Source organism: Bradyrhizobium sp. AZCC 2262 (assembly GCF_036924535.1).
Lineage (GTDB): Bacteria > Pseudomonadota > Alphaproteobacteria > Rhizobiales > Xanthobacteraceae > Bradyrhizobium.
The window spans coordinates 5,476,257-5,497,787 of the sequence record NZ_JAZHRT010000001.1 but is presented as its reverse complement, the minus strand read 5'-3'; the positions used below and the strand labels follow the sequence as shown (position 1 = coordinate 5,497,787).

General features: G+C 60.0%; 8 protein-coding genes. All 8 read left to right on the top strand.

All coding sequences use genetic code 11. The features are described from left to right. Window positions 1-84: 84 nt before the first annotated feature. The 8 genes from V1283_RS25820 to V1283_RS25785 all read left to right on the top strand — a co-directional run bounded on the left by V1283_RS25820 (window position 85) and on the right by V1283_RS25785 (window position 21,406). The gene (locus V1283_RS25820; RefSeq protein WP_334389347.1) at window positions 85-1,320 is read left to right on the top strand and encodes a metal-dependent hydrolase family protein; all 1,236 of its coding nucleotides are present in this window, start codon (window positions 85-87) and stop codon (window positions 1,318-1,320) included. A 6-nt stretch (window positions 1,321-1,326) separates the two neighbouring features. Continuing rightward, complete coding sequence (locus V1283_RS25815) at window positions 1,327-2,565, top strand: metal-dependent hydrolase family protein (protein ID WP_334389345.1); 1,239 nt, start codon at window positions 1,327-1,329, stop codon at window positions 2,563-2,565. 70 nt (window positions 2,566-2,635) lie between these two features. Beyond that, a complete protein-coding gene (locus tag V1283_RS25810; RefSeq protein WP_334389344.1) occupies window positions 2,636-3,466 on the top strand; it encodes an ABC transporter permease in 831 nt (276 codons plus the stop codon). A 2-nt stretch (window positions 3,467-3,468) separates the two neighbouring features. Further along, on the top strand, window positions 3,469-4,521 hold the full coding sequence (locus tag V1283_RS25805) for an ABC transporter ATP-binding protein (protein ID WP_334389343.1): 1,053 nt from the start codon (window positions 3,469-3,471) through the stop codon (window positions 4,519-4,521). Window positions 4,522-4,552: 31 nt separating this feature from the next. Then, window positions 4,553-5,596, top strand: coding sequence for an ABC transporter substrate-binding protein (locus V1283_RS25800; protein WP_334389342.1), 1,044 nt, complete (start codon window positions 4,553-4,555; stop codon window positions 5,594-5,596). Window positions 5,597-5,617: 21 nt separating this feature from the next. Further along, window positions 5,618-6,502, top strand: a complete 885-nt coding sequence (locus tag V1283_RS25795) for an ABC transporter permease (protein ID WP_334389341.1) — start codon at window positions 5,618-5,620, stop codon at window positions 6,500-6,502. A gap of 19 nt (window positions 6,503-6,521) precedes the next feature. Continuing rightward, window positions 6,522-7,739 carry a M24 family metallopeptidase gene (locus V1283_RS25790; RefSeq protein ID WP_334389340.1) on the top strand — a complete coding sequence of 406 codons (1,218 nt, stop codon included), beginning with the start codon at window positions 6,522-6,524 and terminating at the stop codon, window positions 7,737-7,739. A 332-nt stretch (window positions 7,740-8,071) separates the two neighbouring features. Then, a complete protein-coding gene (locus V1283_RS25785; RefSeq protein WP_334389339.1) occupies window positions 8,072-21,406 on the top strand; it encodes a SpvB/TcaC N-terminal domain-containing protein in 13,335 nt (4,444 codons plus the stop codon). Window positions 21,407-21,531: the final 125 nt, after the last annotated feature.

The following is a 21,531-nucleotide window of genomic DNA, read 5'->3' as shown; positions in this document are numbered from 1 at the left end:
AGGTCAGTACGCGGCTTATCCATTGACGCCGGCAAATTAGCATAAGACATTTTGATCAAGGCTCGAGCGATTGGAAACCAGGCCATGGATGTCTTCCATTTCAAGAATTTCGAAATGCTCGACCCGGATGCGGGGGAATTACGCGGCGGCCATGAGCTGGTGGTCGAAGGCGATACGATCCGGGAAGTCTCGGCCAAACCGATCAGGCTCGAAAACGCTGATGTGATCGACTGCGGTGGGCGCACGCTGATGCCCGGCCTGATCGACAGCCATGTCCATGCGGTGCTGTCCGAGGTCGTGATCCGCAACATGGAAAGCGTACCGCTGACGCTGATGACAGCGCGCGCCGCCAGGCTGATGCATAAGATGCTCGACCGCGGCTTCACCACCGTGCGCGACACCGGCGGCGCCGACTGGGGCCTGAAGGAGGCGACGGAGAAGGGGCTGATACCCGGGCCGCGGCTGTTCATCGCCGGCCGCGCGATTGGCCCCACCGGCGGCCATAGCGATCCCCGCCGCCGCACCGATTTCGGCTCGCGCTGTCACTGCTGCAACGCGATGTCGTTCTCGATGGGCGTCGCGGACGGTATCACTGAAGTCCGCCGCGCGGTGCGCGAGGAAATGCGCCAGGGCTGCGACCAGGTCAAGATTATGATGTCCGGCGGCGTCGCCTCGCCCTATGACCCGCTCGACAGCCTGCAATTCTCGGTCGTCGAGGTCGAGGCCGCCGTGCAGGAGGCGCATGCCTTCGGTCGCTATGTCTGCGCGCACGCCTATACGCCGGAAGCGATCACGCGGGCGGCGCATGCCGGCGTGCGCACCATCGAGCACGGCAACCTGATCGACGATGCGTCGGCAAAACTGATGGCCGAAAAGGGCATGTTCCTGGTCGCCAATCTCGTCACCTATTTCGAGATGAAGAAGCATGCCGCCGAATTCGGCATGAATTCCGACATGCTGGCCAAGAACGATCTCGTGATCGACGGCGCCCTGAAATCGCTGGAAATCTGCAAGCGTCACGGCGTCCCGGTGGCCTACGGTACCGACCTGCTCGGCGAGCTGCAGGTGGCCCAATCGGAGGAGTTTTCGCTGCGTGCGGAAGTGCTGTCGCCGGCCGAGATCATCCGCTCCGCCACCACGATCGGCGCGAAGGTCACCCGCATGGAAGGAAAGCTCGGCTGCCTGAAGGCCGGTGCCTTTGCCGACCTGCTCGTCGTCGACGGCGATCCGCTCAAAGACCTGAAGCTGCTCGCGGGCCAGGGCCAGCACCTTTCGGTCATCATGAAGGCCGGGCGCTTCCACAAGAACAGGCTGCAGTGAGTTCAGATGCCCCAACAAATCCTGTTCAGGAATTTCGAACTGCTGGAGCCTTCGTTCGGCGAACTCCGCGGCGGCTATCAGTTGCTCGTCGAGGGCGACACCATCAAGGAACTCAGCAACAGGCCGATCAAGGCTGATGAGGCCGATGTCATCGATTGTGGCAAGCGCACCTTGATGCCGGGGCTGATCGACTGCCACGTGCACGCCATCCACAGCGAGGTCAATGTCCGCTTCATGGAGATGCTGCCGCTGACGCTGGTCACCGCGCGCGCGGCGACGCGGCTGCGCGCCATGCTCGACCGCGGTTTTACGACCGTGCGCGACACCGGCGGCGCCGACTGGGGCATCAAGACCGCGATCGAGACCGGTCATATCACCGGTCCGCGGCTTTATATCGCCGGCCAGTCGATCGGCCCGACCGGCGGCCATTCGGATTCGCGCCGGCGCACCAATCCGGGCGGCGAGTGCGTCTGCTGCAACGGCCTGCAATTCAAATCAGCGATTGCCGACGGCGACGACGAAGTCCGAAAAGTCGCGCGCGAGCAGATGCGCCAGGGCGCCGACCACGTGAAGATCATGATGTCCGGCGGCGTCGCGTCACCCTATGATCCGCTCGACAGCCTGCAATTCTCCGATGGCGAAGTCAGCGCGGCGGTGGAGGAGGCGACCGCGTTCGGCCGCTACGTCTGCGCCCATGCTTATTCGGCCGAATCCATCACCCGTGCCGCCCGCCTCGGCGTCCGCACCATCGAGCATGGCAATCTGATCGATGACGCGTCGGCCAAGCTGATGGCCGAAAAGGGCATGTTCCTGGTCGCCAACCTCGTCACTTATTACGCCATGAAGGACCGCGCCAAACAGTTCGGCATGATCGGCGAAAGCCTCGCCAAGAACGAAATCGTGCTGCAAGGCGGGTTGAAGTCGCTGGAGATCTGCCAGCGCCACAACATTCCGGTCGCCTATGGCAGTGACCTCTTGGGCGAGCTGCACTGGGACCAGTCCAAGGAGTTCACGATTCGCCAGGAGGTGGTCTCGCCGATCGAGATCATTCGTTCAGCGACCACGATCGGCGCCGATGTGCTGCGCATGCCGGGCAAAGTGGGCACATTGCAGGCAGGTGCCTTCTCGGACGCCATCCTGGTCGACGGCAATCCGCTGAAAGATCTGGCGCTGCTCGGCGATCAAGGCAAACATCTCTCCCTGATCATGAAGGCAGGGATCTTGCATAAAAACCGGCTGAATTGAACATTCGGCTGAATTGACCAACCGGTTGATTGCAAGCGCTCATCGAGAGGGCGATCTTGGAGAGGCGATCTTGACCGTCGTACCCCGATGGGCTTCATCACGCGTTGTCGGCCGGATGGCGCTCGGGGCGGCGGCTGGCGTATCGCTTGCATATATCCTGCTGCCGATGTTCTTCGTGATCTGGCTGGCGTTCTTCGCACAGGAGATTCCGTCATTCCCTCCGGAAGGCTATTCGCTGAAATGGTTTCGTGCTGTTCCCGGCAATGACAGGTTCGTCAACGGGTTTCTGCTCAGCCTGCAGGTCGCCTTGGTCTCGACGTCGATCGGTCTTGCGATCGGCGTTCCCGCCGCGGTTTGCCTGGTGCGCCGGCGCTTTGCCGGGCGTGAAGCCGTGAACAACCTGCTGCTGCTGCCGCTGATCGTGCCGGGCATCGTGCTCGGCATCGCGCTCTATGTCTTCCATGTCGAAACCGAGATCGCGACCGGCTGGCCGATCCTCGGCTCGCTCGGCGGTCTGGTCGCCGGCCACGTCCTGATCACGATCCCCTGGACGGTGCGGCTGATCACCGCGAGCCTCGTCGGGATGGATCGCGCCGTCGAGGAAGCCGCGCAAAGTCTAGGCGCGGATCGCCTGACCACGTTCCGGCGCGTTACGTTGCCCGCGATCTTGCCGGGCATCGTCGCCGCCGCTCTGTTCGGCTTCATCGCCTCGTTCGGCAATCTGGAAATGAGTTTATTCCTGGTCGGTCCTGGCCGCACCACGCTGCCGATCGCGATCCTGCAATATCTCGAATGGAAGATCGACCCGACCATCGCGGCGGTATCGGTTCTGCAGGTCCTGTTTATCGGCGGGGCGATGCTGCTGACCGATCGCTTCGTCAGGATCGGCCGCGTGGTCTGATCATGGCGCATCTGCAATTAACCGGCATCACCAAGCGCTATGGCGAGTTCAAGGCCGCCGATGACGTTTCGCTCGACATTGCCGATGGCGAGTTCCTTGTCCTGCTCGGCCCCTCCGGCTGCGGCAAGACCACGACCTTGCGCATCGTGGCCGGCTTCATCGAGCCGACATCCGGCAGCGTACGCCTGGGCGATCGCGATATCACCGGGCTTCCGCCATGGAAGCGCAACACCGGTCTCGTGTTCCAGAGCTATGCGCTGTTTCCACACATGACGGTGGCCGAGAACATCGCGTTCGGCCTCGAGATGCGCAAGATGCCGAAGGCGGAGATGGCGCCGAAGATCACGGAGGCCTTGCGCCTGGTGCGGCTCGATCATCTCAGCGACCGGTTGCCGCGGCAATTGTCCGGCGGCCAGCAGCAGCGCGTGGCGTTGGCCCGGGCGCTGGTGTTCCGGCCCGACGTGCTGCTGCTCGACGAGCCCTTGTCCAATCTCGACGCCAAGCTGCGCCAGGACGTGCGCGTTGAAATCCGCGAACTGCAGCGCAAGCTCGGCCTCACCACCGTGATGGTGACCCACGATCAGGAGGAGGCGCTCACCATGGCCGACCGCCTCGTCGTCATGAGCGAGGGCCGTATCCGCCAGATCGGGACGCAGCAGGATCTCTACGAACGTCCTTCGGAAAAATTCGTCGCCGATTTCGTCGGCCGCTCCACCTTCATCGACGGCCGGATGGATGGCCCGGGGCGTTTCGTCTCGGCCGGAGGTCTCGTCGTCGCCTGCGAGGGAAGCGGCACCGGCGATGCCTCGCTGGCGCTGCGCCCGGAACGGCTGGCGCTGATGTCGGCGGCGGCGCCCGCAATGGACAACAGCTTTCCGGGCGCGGTCGAGTTCATCTCGTATCTGGGATCGCAGGTGGATCTGCACGTCCGCCTGTCGCCCAGGGAACGCGTCATCGTGCAGATCCAGAACCGACCCGAACAGCCGCTGCCGGTGATCGGAGAGCAGGTCCATATCGGCTGGAGCAAATCGACAGGCCGCGTATTTCAATCGTAATATCTGCCAACCCATACCGGAGGCATCCGCCATGACCAGATCGAAATCCCGCCGTGAAGTCCTGCTTGGTGCCGCAGCCCTGGCCGGCGCTGCCAGCCTGCCGCGCATGGCATCCGCGCAAGCCAAGGGCCGCATCGTCGTTGGTACCTGGGGCGGCGATTACGCACGCCTCCTGAACAAGAACATCGAGGCGCCGCTCTTGATCAAGGACGGCTGGGAGGTGGTGCAGGACCAGGCCGGTGACCCCGAACGGCGCTCCAAGATGCTGGCCGAGATGCGGCTGCCGCGCGGCACGACGGATGTGCAGGGTCTTTCGGCCATCAACATGTTCCAGATGCATGACGCCGGCAGCGTGCTGCCGATCGACTACGGCAAGCTCAAGAACGCCGGCAATCTGCTGCCGGCGATGAAATATCCCTACGGCGTCGGCCACATCTATTCGGGCAAGGTCGGCGTCTACAATCCGAAGATCGTCACAACGCCGCCGGTCAGTTACAAGGACGTGTTCGATCCCAAGCACGGCAACAAGGTCGGCATCATCGACATCCAGTACCAGTACACGCTCGTCTGCGCCGCGCTCGCCGCCGGCGGCAAGGTCGATGATCTCGAACCCGGCAAGAAACTGCTGCTGGAGTGCAAGAAGGCCGGCATGCGGATCTATCCGACCAATGAGGCGTTTGCGCAAGGGCTGAAGGCGGAGGAATTCGGCCTAGGCGTGATGTGGAAAGCCCGCGTCGTGCAATGGCAGAACGCGGGTATTTCAGTGACGTCGATGACCCCCACCGAAGGCGCGCTGGCCTATGTCTCGGGCTTCGTCATCCCGAAAAACTCGCCCAACAAGGAAGGCGCCTACGCCTACCTCGACGCCATGCTGGACAAGAGCGCGCAGGAGGCCTTCGCCATCGACATGGGTTACAATCCCACGGTCACCAACGCCGTGGTCGCGCCCGATCTCAACAGGCGCATCGGCTTCACCCCCGACGAGATCAAGCAGCTCGTCGATCTCGACTACAACTATCTCAACAAGAACGACGTCGCGCTCAAGGAATGGTGGGACAAGGAGCTGAAGGGTTGAGCCGGCACTGGCGAGCAACCGATGGCCGCGACCGCTACAGCGCAGTTCCAGTCCGACGAGAGGCCGACGTCGTTGCTGTCGGCTTCGACGCTGGTCGGGCCGGCGACGGTGTTCGTGGTCGCCGGTCTGCTGCTGCCGCTGGCGATCCTGTTCCGCTACAGCTTCGACAAGGTCGACGCGCGGCGCATCATGATCGATACGTTCTCGTTCGACAATTACGTCAAGTTCTTCTCCGATCCCTATTACACCGGCGTGCTGGCGACGACGTTGCGGGTGGCGGCGCTTTGCACCGTCATCTGTCTCGCCATGGGTCTGCCGCTCGCCTATGTGCTGGCGCGCACCCAGTCGCGGTACAAGAACGTGCTGATCATGCTGGTGGTGCTGCCGCTGTTCGTCGGCAATGCGGTGCGCGCGGCCGGCTGGATGACGCTGTTCGGCTCCAAGGGCTTTCTCAACGTCACCCTGATGCAAATCGGTGTCATCACCCAGCCGCTGCAGATCATGTTCACCGAGGGCGCCGTCATCGCCGGCATTATCGCCGTCAATCTGCCTTACATGGTGCTGACATTGCAAAGCGTGATCGAGGGCATCAACCGCAATGTCGAGGAGGCCGCCTTCAGTCTCGGCGCCGGGCCAGCGACGATGTTTCGCCGCGTGCTGCTGCCGCTGTCGCTGCCGGGCATCCTCGCCGGCACCATCCTGACCTTCATCCTCGGCATGAATGCCTATGCAACCCCGGTGCTGCTCGGCGGCCCCAAATTCAAGATGATGGGGCCGCTGGTGTACGGACAGTTCCAGCTCAACAACTGGCCGTTCGGCGCGTCCGTGGCGTTCGTCCTGATGACCGCAACGCTGACGTTGACCGCGACGGCAAACATTCTGATACAGCGCCGGTTCCGGCGCTGACAATTGAAAGGGACGACTAATGACGGTTGGTGTGGGCGGTTCGACCGCGGAAAAGGAACTCGCCGCGATCAAGAACATGCGCGGCGATGTGCCGCCGATCGGCGTCGAGGAACGCCTGCAGCGCATCGCTCGCGCCCAGACGATCATGCGCGAGAAGGGCATCGACGCGCTCTATCTCGACGTCTCCTCCAGTATGACCTATTTCACCGGTCTGAAATTCCGCCGCACCGAGCGCATGCACAGCGCGGTGCTGCCGGCTAAGGGCGAGATCGTCTATATCTCGCCGGCCTTCGAGGTCGAGAAACTCAAGACCATGACGTCCTTTGGCGAAAAGATCGCAGTCTGGGAGGAGGACGAGGACCCGACCGCCACCGTCACCGAGACCGTGCGCGCCCTCGGCTATCCCTCCGGCACCATAGCGGTCGATGAGGCGACGCCGTTCTTCACCTTCGACGGGTTGCGCCGCGCCGGCAACGCCTACACCTTCATCAACTCGATTGACGTCACCGCTGGTTGCCGCATGATCAAGTCCGAGCACGAACTCGCGCTGATGCAGACGGCCAAGAACATTACGCTGGAAGCCCACAGACTGGCTGCTCGCATCATGCGCGAAGGCATCTCGACGACAGAGGTGCAGGCGTTCCTCACTGCCGCGCATCGCAAGCTAGGTTCCGAAGGCGACCCGCCGTTCAACGCGGTGCTGTTCGGCGAGGCGACCGCCTATCCGCACGGCGTTCCCTATCTGCAAATGCTGAAGGAAGGGGACATGATCCTGATCGACACCGGCGCGCCGGTCGATGGCTATCTCTCCGACATCACGCGCTCCTACGTGTTCGGCGAACCGACCAAGCGCCAGCGCGACGTCTGGAATCTGGAGAAGGAGGCGCAGGCCGCAGGCTTCGCCGCCGCCAAGCCCGGCAACCGCTGCGAGGATATCGACATCGCCGCGCGCGGCGTCATCAACGGCGCCGGCTTCGGTCCTGGCTACGCCACGCCCGGCCTGCCGCACCGCACCGGCCACGGCATCGGCCTCGATGTGCACGAATGGCCCTATCTCGTGAAAGGCGACACGACCGTGCTAAAACCCGGCATGACCTTCTCGAACGAGCCGACCATTTGCATCTACGGCGAATTCGGCGTGCGCCTCGAGGACCATATGGTCATCACAGAAACCGGCGCCCGCTGGTTTACCCAGCCGGCGCATTCGGTCGACGATCCTTTCGGTTTGGAGAGGTAACTGACAAGAAGGGATCGAAACTATCCAATCGCCAACTGGCCAAGAAATGGCAATTTGCTTATCAGTCGTGGCGGTATGCCACGATTTGAGCCGAGCGCTGGCGACGCGCTGATTATGAGGAAAACCCGAAGGTGATGTCGAGGCCGTGAGCATGCCGGATCGCGGAAGGGTTTGTTGCCGGTGAAGAGCATCATGACGGAGCGTGCGGCTGACTTGATAAGGCGATTTTTCAGTCAATCGGCCCGCGCCGCCTCATCCATCTGGTAGCTTCCCCCTTTTCTAATCGATTAAGTTGTGTAATCATTCGTGTTATTTCCTGGGGGCGGGAAGTTATGCTGAATGGTATTTCAAAGCCGCGCGATGCGCGGCGTGCGATAACTATTGCTACGAATTGTTTTGGATCGAGCCGCAAGCTCCGCATTTTGGCGTGCGGGCTCTTAAAAGACGGTCTCGTCCTTCTATGCGCGGTTGTGATTGGAGTTGAGCCGGTATTGGCAACAGCGTTGCCGCAGGCAGCCAAAGCGGCGCCAATAGACGCTCCAGAGTCAAATCCGTCAGTCCGATCTCGGTTTGCGTCGATTGGTGCAAACCAAGATCGCCTGCAGGTCTTTGGACTGTCGGTCGGGCGTCCAAAGCGAGCGCAGCTTGCATCCGTGAATCCGGAAATTCATGTGCTTGTCGCGTGCGAGGGGCGGGCAAGTATAGATGCGCGTCTGTTGAATCTCACGGCTGGTTGTGCCGCATTCAGGGTACTGTCGAACGCGCCGGTCGAGCTTGGCGTACCTTATGATCCCTCAACACTTCCCGAAGGGATTGCGGAGAGCGAGATTCGCTTGTTCAAGCAACCCGGCATTGCGCTCGCCAGCGTGATGATGCCGGTCGATGCCTATCTAGATATTGATAACAAAGCGACCATTACGACGTTATCCGAACAGTCTGGTCGCTTTATCGCGGGCGTTCTCAAGCCAGGTGAGCGGCCCGAAAAGGCACTGGCGAATTTCTCCGCCGAAACTCTGAAGGGTTTGCGCCAAGCGGACCCTACCAAGGGGATCCCCAAGCTCGCCGTGCCTCAGGCGAATAACCATGGCGATCTTCGTCTCACCTACCCACTTGATCTGCCGGGCGTCCGTGAAAGTTTGAAGCCGCAGATCTCGATAGACTACAGTGCGCAATCCAGCGCGGGAAATATCGCAAACGGTTGGAACCTGTCCGTTCCGACCATAACTGTCGAGACGCGCTGGGGCGTTCCCATCTACGACCCAAAGCTGGAGACGGAAACCTATCTGTTCAATGGGGAGCAGCTCGTCCCGGAGGCGGGGGAGGCCTTCGTTGATGCGCAAAGTGGAGCAAGTCGTGTCGGCGACGGCATCCGTTCCGATGAGAAGGACGCACTCGACCGCAGAATGGCTACACTTAATCTGGTGCCGCAGCCTCACAGAACGACTCATCTGCGACCACGCAAGACCGGGAAGGCTCATTTCGTGCTTCGGCGGGATGAGGGACTATGGCGATTCGTACGTCACGGAGATGAGCCTTCCAGTTATTGGTGGGAGGCATGGCAGGAGAATCCGGCCGCAGAGACAGCCCGAGTGATGTATTTTGGCCGTGCACCAGGCCGCATTGCCGGCGACATCGAGCCTGTGAATCTCGTCCATGACATGTCCCTCGTAGGCGGATCGCCACAAGCCTATCTGGACCTCGGACCCAAGGTGGGATTGCAAGGGATAGCGCGCTCGATCTCTACTTGGGGACTGGCGCGTGAGAAAGATGCGTTCGGAAACATCATCGATTACGAGTGGGTGTCGACATGCCTTGATGGAAGCAACCAGCCCTGTCCTCAGGGTTCAGTGCCCGGAATGCTCATGGACCGGGGGCTTTATCTCAAGCGCGTCCTTTTTACAGGTCACCAGGATATTGAGGAAACCATCCTGCGATGTCGCGAGCGGCCGTCCGCCAAGGGATGTCTGCGCAAGCAGGGGCTGTTCGAACTGAATCTGTTCTGGACGCCAGATGACAAGCTCGGTGGCATGCTGCACCGATCAGATGCGAGGTCGGGTGGTCTTGTCGTGCAAAGACGCCTACTGGAAAAGGCGGAACTGAGATTCCGGCGCAGGGATCCCTACAAGGTCGACGGTGACAAGAGAAACGCGGTTCCGCTGCACCTGGCCGCGTGGCAATGCTCGGCTCCCTTCTTGTCCTACGGCTTTCAAACCCAGGCGGACCCGCTGTATCAATCGAAGCCGGGAGCTCGACGGTGGCTGAGATCGATCACGAAGTACGCCTCGGTTCAAGTGACAGACAGGCTTGCCGACGAGGACGCAATATTTCCCGCGGGAATGGACGGAAGGGCCTGTTTGGGCGCGCCGCTGCACGACACCTCCTCAAGTCAGGTATCGCACTATGAAATGCGCTTCGATTACCGAAAGCCAGCGTTGGACGGTGCGAATGTTCAGGCTTTCAGCCAGAGTGACCCGACGCCCACCAAGTTTCCTGATTCACCCACCGATCGCGGTGCTCTGGTCGACTCCATCAGGACTGTGGTCGAACCGATCGGTCAGCTTGGCGACGCGGAGGGCCCGTTTGCTGCTTCCAAGATGGGAGCAGTCGAGACGGAAAGCTTCAATGCCGGCTTGTATGTCGGGTTTGGCGTTATTCCGCTGAAGGGGTTGAGCGGTGGAGCGAAGTTCACCTACTCCAGGCGGACTTCCCATCGTGAGTCGACGCTTTTGCTGGATGTCAATGGAGACGGCATCCTCGACTGCCTAGTCCAACAGGACGGCAGGTGGGTTGCGTATCTCGGGTCGGTCGATTCCAGTGGTCATCTGTCATTCGCTGCTGCCGGAACGGACATGCAGCTGCCGTCGGGTTTTCGCTTTCAGCACGAGCCGGTGATGGAGACGACCAACAGCGGAGGTGAAGCCCATGTGTATGGCGTGATTGCCGGAGCGCTAACGGGTAATTCGCACACGGTCCAGACGGTGCAACTTGCCGACATGGACGGTGATGGCCGCATTGATGTCGTCACGCCGGGAGGTGTCTTCTACAACACCTCGACCTCGGCGGCGGGCGCAATAAACTATCAGTTTGCAGGCAACACGCCATTCATACTCAATGGTACTGGGGAGCAGCCGGCCGCCGCTCCCGTCCTTCAATCTGTCGCGATGCCCAAAGTCGACTCATTCCCGGCCTCGAATGAACACCCGCGGTTCGATGTCGTTCGCACATGGCGTGCGCCATTCAACGGTCTCGTTCGCATTACCGGCAATGCTGCAGGGGTTGCTGCGAATGACGTTGCGGAAGAGGTTTGGGGCGTAGAGAAATCGGCGCGCTATCCGGGCCGCGAAAGGCAACCGCGTCCGGATAAGCTCTTACCGGCTCCTCATCGCGATGGAGTCATCGTGGCAGTCGAGCGATCCAGCGGCTCAACGGTCCAATCGTGTTCAGCAGGTCACTTGGGTCCGCGAGTGCTCGATCGCCTCACGTCACCCGAACCAGCCGGTCCTGGCAGCTGGTCAATACTAGGAGCAAGGTTGACACCGCGCGACGGCACAGGAACGGCCGTCCTCGATTACCGTATGGCGTTGTCCGGACGTGCGTTCCTGGGCTTGCAACCAAAACCGTGGACAAGCTCGATCAGGGTCCGCCCCATTGGGCGTGACCGGATGCCACTCGAGGTGCTCAAGGCGGCAATCGATGAAGCGATTGTCGCCTGGAATGACCAGTACGGAAAAGATGCCGCGGGTGCCGTCGTCGGCATGATGGAGTCTGGAATCCTTGTCGACAGCGCCGGAAATCAAAACGGTGTCAGGCTTACCTTCTCGGGAGAGATGCAATCGGTGCCTCCCTTCCGGATGGCCGTCAAGATCGAGTACGGCGCAGACACCCAGTTGATGGGAATCGAACTCGACACGATCGAACCTGATCTCTCGAAACTTCCTGCCAAGGACCAGGACGGCAGCCCCTCGGATGGCCACTCCCGGGTCGAGACGAGGATCGTTCCTTCGGTGTTTAACCCCGTAGGCGAGACTTGCGCAGCGGGCCATCAGGATCTCGATGCAGCCAAATTGCTGCTTTCCAACAACGGCATTGAATCGAGCCTGCTCGCGAAAGTCGACAAGGGCGACGTCTTCTATTTTCGCGTCCACAGTATCGACAATGGCGAGGACGACGCCGTCAGATGGAGCCCAAGGGTCGATTATCTTTCGGCCTCGGAACAGCTCCTGCCTGCCAGCGCGAGCGGCCCGACATTTCGAAAGATTATCGGACCGGGCCATTCCGGTTCTCCGGACTCTTTCATCGTTGCTCAACTCCAGGCGGCTTCTTCAATTTGTCTGGCCGCCGAGCAGCCGGCCTTTTGCGATATGACCGGCAGGAGCATGCTGCGATACAAGCTTACCGATTTCTCCGATCTCAACATACCCGGCGATCTTGCGCCGATGGCTTTGCCAATTCCGGGTACGCTGGCTCCACTGACCGGGGCGGTCGAATTTTCAGGGATCATGGAAAAGCCGGCGACAATCGGCGGTGCCTATCTGGAGTACGTTATTGTACCAATCGAGGTGCTGGCAACGCATAAGGCCACACACCTCGACGGCGTCTCGCTCAAGGGCGCAACAGAAGATGAAAGGAACGCCGGAGCGAATCCGATCAGGTCATGCGATGCCGACGCGACACGCATCGGGCGAAGCATCACGATAGCTGGCAAGGCCAGTCCTTTCAGACTTGAAGGAGGAAAACTCAACCTTGAGCATCTATCTTCGACCACGTCCGCGCTCATGACCGAAATGGCGCCAGATGCCGGCCGATACAGAATTCTGAAGAGCGGCTGGCTTGGTCAGGCGGGCTTGGAAACCAAATGTGACACGCGCGCGAACAGACGTGCCAACCCGGCTGATTGCGGTCGGCTCGGCAACGAGCTCGACATCAGGGCAGGGGACAAGATCTGTCTGTTCGTCCGCAGCAAGGCGCCAAATGACAGCCGCGATCCCGATGCAGATGCGACGCTCGGATATTGGCCAATTGACGCTGCGGGATTCAGGATCGCTGGCGATGGTCCGCTTGCGCTTAGCTACAACACTGAGTTGGCGCCTGTTCCAAAAGATGCCGATCGAGGCGAAAATCCGGCTGCGCCCTATCCTCCGGTGGAATGCATTGGACCATTGGGCGACAGGCCCGCTTTGGGCGAAGACGGCAAGGCCGAGCCGAGTGCAAATCCAAACGAAACAGTTTGGGAGTGCCGGCAAGGTTCGCGAAAGCTCTTTGCCGTCCCGCATATTCAGAACGGGCCGGCGAGCGTGGCAAACTTCGGGCACCTGCTCGATCCGGTTCCACCGCCCCCGCCCGGCCAGACCAGGGCAACTCCTGTCAGATCGGAAAATCCGCGCCGCGCTGCGTTCTTGCCGCGCCTGGCCGTATCGCCTGGAGTAAACGCTCCCAAGCAATCCTGTGTGTGGGGCCAGCAGCAGGACGAGGCGGGGAATCGCCTTTATGAACGGCGCTTTGCGCTGGAGATTCGAGGGATCGGCCCAGCGGAGCCTAATCCATCCGTCTTGGGCGAAAACTACGTTGATCCCGCAAGGCTTGATCAAAGGCTGGGCGAGCGAGTTGCGAAGCTGAGAACGAGGGTGCTCGCTTGGCGGGACGGTAAGGCACGGGAACTACCCGTAAAGCGTTTCGCCGTGTTCGAACCGTTTCCGCCCGGAACGCCGGGTGGCGCCGGCCTGTTCACAAAGCGGACCCGGGCTCTTTCTCCGGGAGCGCTTGTCGAAACGCCCGATCCCGTTCCGGGCACGATACCTGAGCTGCTCTACGACCATCGCGAGCCGCAGCAGTTGATTGCGCAGAACCTGCGATTTGTGCGCGGCGTCACCGGTACAACGACTTTCTCGAATTTCAGTGAAGAGCGAAAAGCCGGCGGGAATCCGAGCCAATACCGCGTCCATGAACTTCCATCGAGCCACGCTGGCTTCGCTGTCTGTGCCGCCGAGGATGAGGAGATTGTGTTGGAAACGGCGATCGACGATCGGATCGCCGACGGACTTTCAGCTCGTAGCCTGGGAGACCAGCTTGATCGTCTGCTCGGCGCCGCGCCATGCGCCAAGCTGCCCACGGATCAATTTGGCAAGCTCGATCCATCGGAAGACGACAACTCCAATGTACCGTTAAGCCGGGGTAATGATAATGTGTGTCCGCTCGGCCCGGCCAGAATCCTGCTCGCTGAGTTGAACGCTGCCGGCAACGCGCAATTCACAGCAGGGCCCACCGCGCTCTCTATCGCGCATCGGCTGAAGGTTTCGCCGGAGGCGGCAATTTCGCCACGCGGACGACTGCCGATTGAAACGATCACCACGAGATCCGTCGCCGTCTCTGCAATTCGTCACCGGGCCGACGCACCGGCTGGTGCCAGCGAATGGGACATCAAGGATCCGGTGCTGCCCGATTCGTTCCCGGGATTCCCAAAGAATCCGGCAAATGCACCGCTCGACAATGCAAACGCCTTAGCGAGCCTGCCTAGCTTCGTGTCGCTCGTGAATGCTTTGAGAAACCTTCCCTATGAAAGGGACTACCTGGACCTGAAAAAAGCCGAAGCCAGCGGCAGGAAACACCGAGACGCGGCAGCATTCGCGCTCGTCCCGGAATTCCGAGCCGGGCGCGAAACTGTGACCGCGAGAGCGGACAAGGCAAGCCTCGTTGACAAATCGGGTACGACAGGGCCCGCGACCGCCAGCGGCGCTGCGGCAACCGTAGACCTTGCCCACGCCTGTCAATGGCCTCCGGTTCAGACTCTCCCGCAAAAATCGAGAGTTACCCAAGGTGAACCCGCCGAAGACGTCAAGAACGCCAAGTCCAACGGCCCTGCACTTGAAGTGAAAAGCACATGGGCCCGCGATAACGCGAGCCTCGCGGCGGCTGCGGGAACCTATGGGGGCTTTCCAAGCCTATGCCTCACGGGCCGCGATCAGGCGATCTGGACATTCGGAGAGTACATATCCGCGAGCAGGCTTGGTTCAAAGGATTTGCATTTTGGTTCGAAACTCGTCGCGTACGATGCATATCGTGACAGGTCGAATCTGCGGATTATATCTTCGCCGACTCGTGGTGTCGGGCTAGTGGCGACCTCGAAACGATCGGATACGAAGCTTGAGACGCTGTTCGCCGACTTCGGGGCGGGTGTCTCGACATCGAAAAGTAAAACGTCGAGTGATCAGGATGCCATCGATCTTAACGGCGACGGATTTCCCGACCTCGTGGCTGGCGGTACGGTCATAGCGACCGACGCCCGCGGTGGAAATCGCTGTGCGCCGACCAGCCCATGGGCCCGTACCCATGCATGCAACAGCGCCATGGCATATCCAGCGTCGCCCCTGCGAAAATCGGGCAACCAGACCGACGGGACATCGTTCGGCTTTCCGTCGGCAAAAAAATCGGCGGAAATCGCTGTCGCGTCCGCGCGTGCAGCCTTTACGAGTTCGAGCGGAGGCACCTCTTCGAACGACAAGGGGCAACACAGCCAGGAATCCTTTTTCCCGCTCAACATCAATGTCGACAGGAAAGTTGCGGAGGGAGACCGCATAAGAGACGTGATGGATGTCAACGGCGATGGTCTGCCTGATATCGTGCAATGCGTCGACGCAGGGAGTGAATACACTTGCGGCAAGTTCAAGGTCAGGTTGAATCTCGGCAATGGTTTTGACGGCAGTGAGATCGAAGTCGACAGGCTCGCCCTCTTCGGTGAACGATCACGGAATCTCGGCCTCGGGCTGACGCTCGGGTTCGCGTTTCCTCTCAATGACAACTCCATGGAAGGAGGACTTGCGGCCAGCTCTGCGACCGGCGATCAATACCGGACCATGGCTGACGTCAACGGTGACGGTCTGATCGACATTCTGGAGATTGGCGAAAACTCCCAGATCAAAGCCCGATTGAACACGGGTTGGGGGTTTACTGATGTGATTGAACTGGGGAAAGCGGCGGCACTCAACTCCGGAACGTTTGGCCGCTCTGAAACCGACAATGCTGCTGCCGGCGGCGCTTACACATGGTCCACGTGCCTTTACCCAATTCCGGTCTGCTTCCACATCAACCCCAACGCTGGTCTAAGCGGAGCATTGACGCGACAAAGCATCGTTTTTCGTGACGCCGATGGTGACGGTCTGTCGGATTTCATTGTCGGCGACAGTCTTTTGCAGGGGCCAACCAGCCTCAAGCTCAAGTTCTCGCGCGAGAATGCCACGGTCGTGGCAAACCGGCTTGGCCAGCATGGGCTGCTCGAGCGCGTCTGGTTGCCAACCAATCCTTCGAGCGATCAGGCAAAGGCCAACCTTGAGTTCGCTTATGCCCGGACATCGCGAACAGTCCAGGACCCGAACCACCGGTGGGTGATTGCACGCGTAACGGCGCGCGATGGTGTCGGGGAAGATGATGCGGCGGACGTCAGCAACAACAGTCGTCACACGTGTTTTTCCTACGCCGACGGCCGCTACGATCGCTTCGAGAGACAGTTCGTAGGCTATAGTGGCGTATACACGGTCGAGGGATGCAACTCCGACGCCCGCACTCCGATCGAAGTGGCCGACCGGGAATGGGCTGTGAAAATTGCCGGCGTCAGACGGACCGAACGCCGATATGCGAATGGATCCATCTTCGAAGCTGGTCTGCTGGTGGAGGAGCGCGTCTACGACATCTCGCAAGGTACAACTGGCAATGAGCCACGGCGTACGCTCCGCCAGGATTATGTTTTGGTCGACACCGCGCTCTCCAACCCTGCGCGAGTCGTTTGTCATCACTTGCGGCATGTCCAGCCGACGGACGTGGACAGGAAGCTTTTGGCACTGGGCCTCGTACGGAATGTTTACCTCGCCCACGATGACCAGCAAGACTCCGTTGAGCAACTGGGTTGCAGAAAAACCTTCCCGGCTGAAACGGAAACGCACAGCACGATCGAATCCGTGTTTGACACCGGCCCGCGACGCCTCACGCCTGTCCTGGTGCAGATCGTACGCGAGACGGCCGAAGGCGAGGCCGCAAAGGGCCGTGTGCTCCGCACGGCAGTTCAGTACAATCTCGACGATGCGGCGAGGCCGCGTCGCGTTTGCGATCTGGGTGAAATTCTCGAAGGTCCCGGCGTCGTGCTGCATACCAGGGGCACGGTTTGCTCGGACGTCGTCTACGACGACACCGTGCGGCCGCGCTTTACCCATGGTGCGACGGGTGGCGGAACCATCTTCGTCGAGCAGCGCAATCGTATCAAGGAGGTGCTCATCAGCGACAGATCGGGCAAGCTTGTTCGCGACAACATCACGTCCGGATTCGACGCGGCGCCCGACAAACTAGACGGAGATGGCCGGCTTCTCCGCCGGCGGACTGCGTCGAACGATACCCAGACCGGCACGGTCCTGACGCTCTGCCACTTTCTTGACGCCGGTTCGACCAACGATCCGTGTGCTCGGGCTGGTCATTTTCCTGAGCTGACCTTTAGTCTTGAACAGGCCGCGCGAGCTGGCGTGGTCATGCGCGCCTACAACTACGATGAATTCGGAAATCTTGTCAGATATGTGGGACCAATCGGGTCCGGCAAGACGTACGCGGCCAAGGCTTACAGCTTTGATCCGTACATATCCCTTATCGAGACGGCCGAACGGACCGAACACTGCGGGCCTTCGGGAGCATACAAGGGGTCCACGATCTGCCTCTCGGGCAGCAAACCCCAACTCGGCAGTCTGAACTCCTATGGAGCTGCGCTGGACTATCGTCATGCGGTCGCAACGGTCTCGATCGACGTCAACAGAAATGCGACCTACGTGCCGCTCGACCAGCTTGCGCGGCCGACCAAGGCTCTGGTCAGCTGGAAGGCTGCCGGGCCATCCTGCGGTGCGGAATGCGCCGGTCTGAATGCCAATCTCACCACCGGCATGACCTTCACGCAGATTGCTGCGTATGCATACGGGAATCCCGCCCTGGTTGTTTCGCCTCCGTCAGCGATCATTACACGCTTTGTCGACAGCCAGGCCTATAGTGACCTGCCCAACAAGGCATTGCTGTCCAAGATGTTCTTCGATCAGTTCGGTGTCGCCGTGCAGTCGATTGTGGAAGCGTCGGTATGCAAGCGCTTGGCCGGATTTTCCGATGCGGCATGTGACGAGAAGGATAACTATTCGGCCAGTGGCGTCGTCAGGAAGGACCGGATCAATCGTCCGGTCAGCGACGCCTATCCTGTTTCGCTGACAGTTGACCCGGATCCCGTGACTGACCCGAATGGGCCCACCATCAATCTGGCGAAGCAGGGCCTTCTCGCGACAGAGGTTGGTCGAAACCAGATTTCGTTCGACGGACTGGACCGTCCGCTGACGGTTCAACTGCCGGATGGCAACGGCTATGACTTGCAATATGCGATCGAGCCATCCGAGAATCCGGCGAATCCCATTCTCCGTCATCGCACGAGCATGCGGAACGCACTCTGCGCACCGTCGGCGATTGAGCGCGACGTTCGGGGCGCCATCCGAGGTGTGGTTGAGAGTTATGAGACGACTACGGTTCACAAGGTAGTTTCAGCGGCGGAAGGCTCAAATCCTCCGGGAATGCTGCCGAACTCGAAACTTGTCGCGGACGTGATTGCCCGCGATGGCAAACAACAGATCTATGCCTGCCTGCCTGCACGCGCGCAGCCGTTTGCGCTGGCCAGCAATCGTTCCGTGGCGAGCTACGATCGAGATGCGCTGGGCCAGCTTGTCGCCATTAGGTTGCCACGCCGGTCAACGGAAGTCGGCGAGAAAATCGACGCGATCCTAGTCGGTTATGATGCGCTCGGCCGACGAGTTCTGGTTGACGATCCTGACCGTGGGTTCGAACGCATCGTGATGGATCTGTCTAGCAACTCAATGTGTACTTACAGTGGCCCCCGCAGGGGTACGCTGTCTGAGCCGGACCGCCCCAAACTCGACTTCGAGGAAATGGCGAAAAGCGCCTGTCGTGATCCCAAGACGGGCAAGGATGCGCCGCACAGCGAACGCGATCTCCGCCGCGTGGTGCGCACGGACTTCATCGTCAACCTGCCGCGCAAAACGACCTATAAATTATTCAGCTCGGACAGCAAGGACAAGGATGATGTCGAACGCGCCGCCAAGCGCGAAATCGCGATCGAATACGGCAAGGGCTCGGAAGACGACGGCAAGCCTTCGGAAGAGAACCGGAAGCAGAATAGGGTAGGCCGCCCCTACAAGACGGTTGATATGGTGGGCATGGAGACGAAAAGCTTCGATGCCCTGGGCCGTGCCGTTCGGAGCGAGCGCGAGTTCAGCAAGCTCGACGCAATGTCGCTCGACGATGGCCGCTATTCGACGCTGGTCGTGGAGGACAGCTTCGATTTGTGGGGGCCGCATAAGTCGCGGACGTTCAGCATCAAGGTTCCCGGCAAGGCAGCGACCGGGAAGCCAAAGCCTCCGGCGGCCAACATCAGCGAAAGCATGGAATACCGCTACAATTCGGCTGGCCAATTGCTGGACGTTCTTGCCGGCTCGAATCCAGGTCCTGGGGCTGCGAAATCGCCGCTCACTGCCATCGCTTCGGACATGATGTACGATGCCCGGGGCAATCTGCTCAGCATGAATTACGCGACTGGAGTAGGTGTTCGTCATTCCTATGACGAGAAATCGAACAGGCTGATGTCGTCGATGGCCCGAATGGGTTCGCCGTTGGCCGATGTGCCGCGCATCTATTTCCAGAACGTGGACTATCGCTACGATGCTGCCGGCAACGTGCTCGCCTACAACAACAAGCCGATCATCGCGGAGCCGTGCACGCTGCCGCTTCCGGAGATCGGTTGCAGCGAGGCCATCCCGCCGCTTGTCGCGCAACGCCACGGTCTCCTGATAAGCAATTCCCAAAATAGCTTCTCGTACGATCAGTCGAATCGAATCCGCGCTGCGAAAAAGTCTCTAACCAGTCTGCACACCAAGCGTACCGACAGGGAAGGCGAACCCAATCTGCTTGACGACACCGAGATCGCCAAGGCGCCGAAATTGACGGCTGATTTTGATGAGACATTTGCCTTCTATCCGACCCATGAAATGGCGCTGCAGCGGCGGGCAGAGGTGCGTGCTGTCGAGGTCACCAAGCCGGCGACAAAGACGTCGGAAGAAAGCAAAATTGTAGAGAAAACCACAGCGACGTTCACCTCCGTCTATACGTCGGACGGCGATCCCCGCCACGCACCCGGAAAGGTCAATACGTTCCATGATGAGGGCAAATTCCGGGAGATCACTAAATTCGGCTTTGACGATTTCGGCCGCATGACGGCCAGCCTGTGTGACCGGCCGGACAAGAAAGGTTGCCGGCCGGACCGCTATTTTGACTGGAACGTGGATGATTCGTTGCGCAGTCAGATCGTCCAAACTCCCTCGGAACGGCTGCCGAAGTCCAAGACGGATGGCGCGAACAAGCCCATCATCTACTACGACCACGTCCAGTCGGAATACGATGCAAGCGGGCAGCGATCCTATAAGAAATTGACTGAGCAGCATATTCGCAAGGTCAACGGCAAGGACAAGGTTGTCGGCGAACCGTTCGTGTCCGATACCCTCTATGCGGATGCACAGCTGACGATCTCCCGCCGGGAAGGACAGGCCCCGCAGGCGATTATGCATTACTTTGCCGGACCACTGCGTGTCGCTTCCAAATGGGTTGGCGATGAACGGATGTTCACCTATCACGCACAACTGCTGACCAGGAACGTGAGTGATGTCGTAGTAGGCTCACCAGGCAAAGCGGAAACAGCGCGTTTGAACGGGCAGCAGGAATACGCAGCCTTTGGGCAAGTATTGCACGAGCGCGAAACGTTGCTCGCGGGCAACAAGGATGGCACGACCAACCACGCCTGGCCGGGGCTGCCGCGCTATCGCTTCAACGCCAAGGAGCAGGACGAAAGTGGTCTGCAGGATTTTGGTGCGCGGTTCTATGACAACAACCTTGCAGTCTGGCTACGGCCGGATCCCATACTTCATGATTATTTGGGGGGTAGAAACCACGGCGGGGTCTATACTCCGAAGAATCTAGCAAGTTATGGTTTCGGGTGGGGCAATCCAATACGATATGGCGACTCTGATGGCACCAGTCCATTTGAGAGCCAAATAGATGAGCGCTACTTCACAGACGATAGTTGGACCATTGTCACCGTCCCTCCACCAACAATATTTGCATTGTACTTTCGCGAGAACAAAAGTGAGTCTGGCGGTGGCGGCGTTTACGTACCAATTGCTGGCTCTGAATCTCTGTTTGGTAAAATGTCCAAATCCGGCGGAATAGCTTCCCGCGACTTTACGATCGGCACAAAGCACCTTTTAGTCAAAGGCATACCAGTTGACGTGGCGGCCAAGATTTCCTTTTTCGGCACTTACGATCGTGAAGAAGGGCTAATGGCCGGCATGGGCACCGGACCAGAGGTGTCAGTTGGTCCGGTTCACGTTGGTGCAGAGGTTTTTCACCTGTCGGGGTGGGGTCACGGCGAGACAGGTATCCTTGCTGGTGGGGGTTGGAGGAAAAACAACTTCTTACTTGGGGCGGGAGTCCCTAACCCGCGTGTCGAGCCTGGTGGCAAGCTTCTACGCTTGATAGGTGATTTCCAACGGAACATCGAGTACTGGATTGCTCATCCCACCTACAACGCGGAGTGAGCAGTAGTTCTACGCTCTGTATCGATTTACGACTTAACACGCCCGACGTCGGTGTTGCTCAGCGATATATTCCGGAGGAGGAGGCTAATTCAAGGCGGGACAAGGAAGACGATCACAAACCCAGC